This is a genomic window from Bacteroidota bacterium (assembly GCA_039111535.1).
GTDB lineage: Bacteria > Bacteroidota > Rhodothermia > Rhodothermales > JAHQVL01 > JBCCIM01.
Map to the genome: position 1 here is coordinate 1 of JBCCIM010000311.1, position 4574 is coordinate 4574.

The following is a 4574-nucleotide window of genomic DNA, read 5'->3' on the forward strand; positions in this document are numbered from 1 at the left end:
AAAAGCAACATCAAGGTCTGCCGCAAGCAACAAGTGACTTTGATCCATCGGCAGATGGTAGCCGGCACCGAGGCGCAGCACGGGCAAAACAACAAACGTCCCCCCCTCCGGCAGCTCCTGGCCAAAATCTTCAAGCTGGCTCAATTCACCCTGATTGATGCTCCAGCTTTGCAGCATGGTAGAAACATCTTGCAGGTTTGCGCCAAGCCGCCATTGCCCGGGTGACCAGGTGACGCCAACATCAAAGCTGTAGCCCCAGGCATCTGCAAAATCACCAATCGAACGCCGAATGACTTTGCCGGTGAGGCCTACGGTAAGGTCTTCATTCAAAGATCTTGCGTAACTGAGCATGAACGCATAATCAGCTGCTGAAATGCGTTCGATAAAGTTTTCAGGGTTGGGTTTGGGCTGGTTCCGCTCAATATCCCACGCATTAAGGGTTACCGGAATGTCATCAACACCGCTTCGGATGATTGTTACCCCAACCGTTGAGGCAGCATTAATAGGGAAAGCTGCGCCGGCGTAATCAAATGACACAGCGCCGGCAAACCGCTCGGCATGCATGTAAGAAATCTGTGGATAGGTAATACCTGCCAGCCCAGCCGGATTCCAGTAGATTGCGCTAACATCACTTACAACGCCAACATGGGTCCCACCCATACCCAGCGCGCGGCCACCAACACCGCCAGCGAGAAAGTCAGCACCATACTTGGCTACCTTCTGTGCCTGTACTGGGGATGTGGTAGAAAACGACACAAGAACGCCGGCAATAAGCAAATAAAGGCCGGATTTGCATGCGGAAAGGAAATGGTTCATAATCACACTGAAGGCCTGTCGTATCGACAAACGGGGTTGATTCTTCGCGATGAATGGAATGTGGTAACTATGGAATCAAAGGCGTGTGTGATAAACGCAAATAAGGGAGCATCTTTATTGAGGTTCGTACCGCGCTGACTTCGTTGCGTTCCCATGGTGCAGTTTATCAAACGGCAACGTTTCAGTACTATTTGCATACGGCGAATGTCTCGTCCTCCAGCTGTACGCACGCAAGCCTGAAGACCGCCCTATCTGCAACACGTTATCTTGCATCTCTTCAAGAACTGTGCCTACAAACCCCATGCAAAATCCCACCCCAAAGTCCACTTCGTGTAGATTGAAAGGCTTGCAACCATCCTAAATGATATTCAAATAGATCCTAAACAGAATCTAAACATCTGGCATCTAGCTTTGGCAATCATCAACAATAAACCAGCCACAGCACTATGCACAGACTACCCTATTCCCGACTGCTTTTTTGCCTTTGTCTGTTAGCGGTCACGGCACCGGCATGTGATTCTGAAGGCGTCAATGAAGAAGAATCAGTAGAACTGGCAGCAGCCTTTGAAGCCTTTGATGCAAACAATGTCACTATCATGCTCGATGGTGACCGGGTCATCGTTGAGAGCAATGGGATGCCCAATCACACCTCACCTTACTGGTCCAATACCACAGAGCGATCTGCCATTGACCCGATGGGTAATACCCTCATAACACCGGCTGCCGCAACCAATCACCCGCTTTTCTCAACACCTGTTGCCACAACATTTGAGCGGATGGCACCGGGAAATATCGACGACTTTAATGGCGCTTATTCTTTAAGTATTCCTGCTAATCCGGTGCAGGCAACCTCGTCATCAGCGACCGGACTTGGCCCCATTGGTATTGCTGTCAGCGGTGCAATGATTTACAACGACCAGGAAGGCCCCAATGTACCCCTGGACAATGCCGTTGGGGGACTCGATTATAACGGCGCACATACGGGCCCACAGAGTTACCACTATCATCTTGAGCCCATTGCCTGGTCCGAAGACGACGATGAACTGATTGGTGTAATGGCGGATGGCTTTTTCCTGTACGGCCGGCGCGAACCCGATGGCACGTATCCGACGGATCTCGACGAATCAGGCGGACACGTTGGTCCAACACCCTATAGTGACGAGGACGTGTACCACTATCATATTCAGAATGAAGTCTATCTGAACCAGTACTACATCCTTTTCCCGGGCAATTATCAGGGCACACCCAATGCGATCAATTAAATCCATCTTTCTGCTTGCCGTGCTGACTGGGGCCGGCCTGGTCATGGCAAGCAGGATCCTCCCTGAGCCTAAAGCATCATTTGTGTCCACAACACCTGTTGCCCGCGTTCAATTTGAAGAACTCGAAAGAGTAAAAACAACAGGAGTCCTGTTTTGGGCAGGCACGCCATTTACCGGGTTTGCCATCCAAACACACAGCAAGGGGCAACTAGCAGAGCAAACGTACTACTACGACGGAAAACGCGATGGGCTCAGTGTGAAGTGGTATCCCAATGGGGTAAAAAGCTTTGAAGCCGGCTACATGCAGAATCGCCGGCATGGCGTCACAAAAAACTGGTGGCCGGATGGCACGTTACGCGCTGAATCCCATTACATCAATGGCGTTGCGCACGGCGTACAACGGCAATGGTACCAGAGCGGTGCGTTGTTCAAGCAGCTCAACATCAGCCACGGCAAAGAAGATGGCCTCCAGCAGGCCTGGCGAGAAAACGGCAAGCTATACGCAAACTATGCGGCGGTTGATGGCAAAATATACGGATTAAAGCGCGCCAACCTGTGCTTTGACCTTGATGGCGAAACCCTGCAAACCAGCAATCAGGTACAGCAATGAACCATAAATCGATTATCTCAAGCTTGGTCTGCCTACTCCTGCTTTGCGCCAGCTGTAACAGTGATGCAAAACTGAAAGAAGCAAAGCGAGCCACTATAAAGCAAGTCAGCAGTGTACCAGCCATGAGTGCACTGCCTTACTACAACGAGGCGAGCTTCACACCCCAGTGGTTCGGCTCGCCGGCTGATGTGCCTCCCGGCTTTCACAGCATCCCCAACTTCACCCTTACCGACCAGCGCGGCAAACGCATTACTGAAGCCACGTTTAAGGATAAGATTTACGTCGCCAACTTCTTCTTCACCGCATGCCCCGGCATCTGCCCCATGACAATGGGCAACATGGCCCGGCTGCAATCAGCTTTTGCGGAAGACGATGACATTTTGCTCCTCTCGCACTCTGTCACCCCACACCAGGACAGCACAGCTGCGCTGCAAGCTTTTGCACAAAAGATGCGTTCACTTGAGGGCAAATGGCACCTTGTGACAGGCGAACGAGCAGAAATCTATACCCTGGGCAAAGAAGCATACTTTGCGGAAGAGGACCTTGGAGAAAAGGGTATGCAGGGTAAAAGGAATGAAGCGTTTCTGCACACCGAGAGTTTTCTATTAATAGGCCAAAATCGACGGATCCGAGGGGTTTACAATGGGATGAATACCGCTTCGGTATCACAACTGATTGCAGATATCCAGATGCTAAAAGATGAGCAAAAGGGATAAAACTTATTCCAACGTGAATAACTCGATTGCACGCTGCTTGCCCCGCAACGCGCATTCACCTACAGAACGCAAGTCCACGTTTGCCATGTTGCCCAGAAGGGCCACTAAATTTTCTGAGATGAGCAGATCCACGCCAATCGTATTACACTGGCCTTGAATACGGGCAGTAGCGTTCAGTACATCGCCTGTAAAAACAATTTCCTTTTTTAGCGCACCAATCTCCCCGGTTGTTACAGTGCCGACGTGCATGCCGGCTTTAAATTCTGGTACCAGCCCAAATTGTGCCTGGTACCAGTCGGCTTTTTTCTCAAGGTCGGCTTTCATCGCCAAAAAGCTTCCTATGCAGTGGTGATTTTTCAACCCCACTTCTACAGGCCACGACACAATCACTTCGTCGCCAACATACTGGTAAACTTCTCCGTCAAAATTTACGATACCGTCCGACAAATCATCGTAGTATGCGCGGAGTAGTTCGTAATAGCGCACGTGCCCTATTTCTTCGGCAATTTTCGTGGAAGACTTCATGTCAGAAAACATAAAGATCCGCGCCTCTTCCCGAGGTGTATGGTATTTGCCGGTAAAAAGATTTTTTAGCACCCTATGCCCCATATGATCGCTGATTTCAGCATAAAACAGGGAGATGCCTAGCATAAAAGCCAACTGCGTAATGGTGCCCAAATGGGTTGTGCTCGGTAGAAACGCTATGTATTTTGCCCATACTTCAGGATCAGCGACGTTGGTCCCCAATTCCAGGCTGGCCGCAATGGGATACGTGATGAGGATTACCACCTCCATCAACAGAAAATAAAACACCGTCTTGCCAATAATCTTGGTAACAAATCGCCGATGCGCAAACCGTTTGTTTATATAAAACAGGTGCGGTGGCAAAGAACCCCGAGCTAGGGGGCTTTGCTGTGGTGTACCGGAACGATGGGCAAGAGTCGCGAAGCCGGCGTCCCCCACCCCAGGCTGCAGGCATAGCCAGTCAAACTGGCCCCCTAAGAACGATACAGTAGAAAAGGAACCTACTGATAAAGTTAAGAAAATGCCTTTGACTGATGATATGAAAGCTGGGGTTGAGTTTATACAATTCTTTTTAGCTCAATCACCTGCTAATCAATATAAAATTAGTACTTACGCTTTCAATCTTACTGTTGATCCTAAAGATAC

Annotated in this window: 5 protein-coding genes; 3 read left to right on the forward strand and 2 right to left on the reverse strand. The window is 49.9% G+C overall.

What is annotated here, in order from left to right; translation table 11 throughout:
- On the reverse strand, positions 1–816 hold an 816-nt coding region (locus tag AAF564_26075; protein ID MEM8489041.1), incomplete at its 3' end, for a PorV/PorQ family protein.
- 446 nt (positions 817–1262) lie between these two features.
- Here AAF564_26075 and AAF564_26080 point away from each other — a divergent pair.
- The 3 genes from AAF564_26080 (at position 1263) to AAF564_26090 (ending at position 3404) form a co-directional block, all read left to right on the forward strand.
- Positions 1263–2078, forward strand: a complete 816-nt coding sequence (locus AAF564_26080) for a YHYH protein (protein MEM8489042.1) — start codon at positions 1263–1265, stop codon at positions 2076–2078.
- Positions 2065–2688, forward strand: coding sequence for a toxin-antitoxin system YwqK family antitoxin (locus AAF564_26085; protein MEM8489043.1), 624 nt, complete (start codon positions 2065–2067; stop codon positions 2686–2688). The genes AAF564_26080 and AAF564_26085 overlap by 14 nt, the downstream gene beginning before the upstream one ends.
- A gap of 122 nt (positions 2689–2810) precedes the next feature.
- Positions 2811–3404: an SCO family protein gene (locus AAF564_26090; GenBank protein MEM8489044.1), complete on the forward strand. Its 594-nt coding sequence runs from the start codon at positions 2811–2813 to the stop codon at positions 3402–3404.
- A 3-nt stretch (positions 3405–3407) separates the two neighbouring features.
- On the opposite strand, the gene AAF564_26095 is transcribed toward AAF564_26090, so the two are convergent.
- On the reverse strand, positions 3408–4217 hold the full coding sequence (locus AAF564_26095) for an adenylate/guanylate cyclase domain-containing protein (protein ID MEM8489045.1): 810 nt from the start codon (positions 4215–4217) through the stop codon (positions 3408–3410).
- Positions 4218–4574: the final 357 nt, after the last annotated feature.

Excerpts from the sequence above, each read along its gene's own strand:
- AAF564_26080 (MEM8489042.1), top strand. The coding sequence starts at position 1,263 with ATGCACAGACTACCCTATTCCCGACTGCTTTTTTGCCTTTGTCTGTTA.
- AAF564_26085 (MEM8489043.1), top strand. The coding sequence starts at position 2,065 with ATGCGATCAATTAAATCCATCTTTCTGCTTGCCGTGCTGACTGGGGCC.
- AAF564_26090 (MEM8489044.1), top strand. The coding sequence starts at position 2,811 with ATGAGTGCACTGCCTTACTACAACGAGGCGAGCTTCACACCCCAGTGG.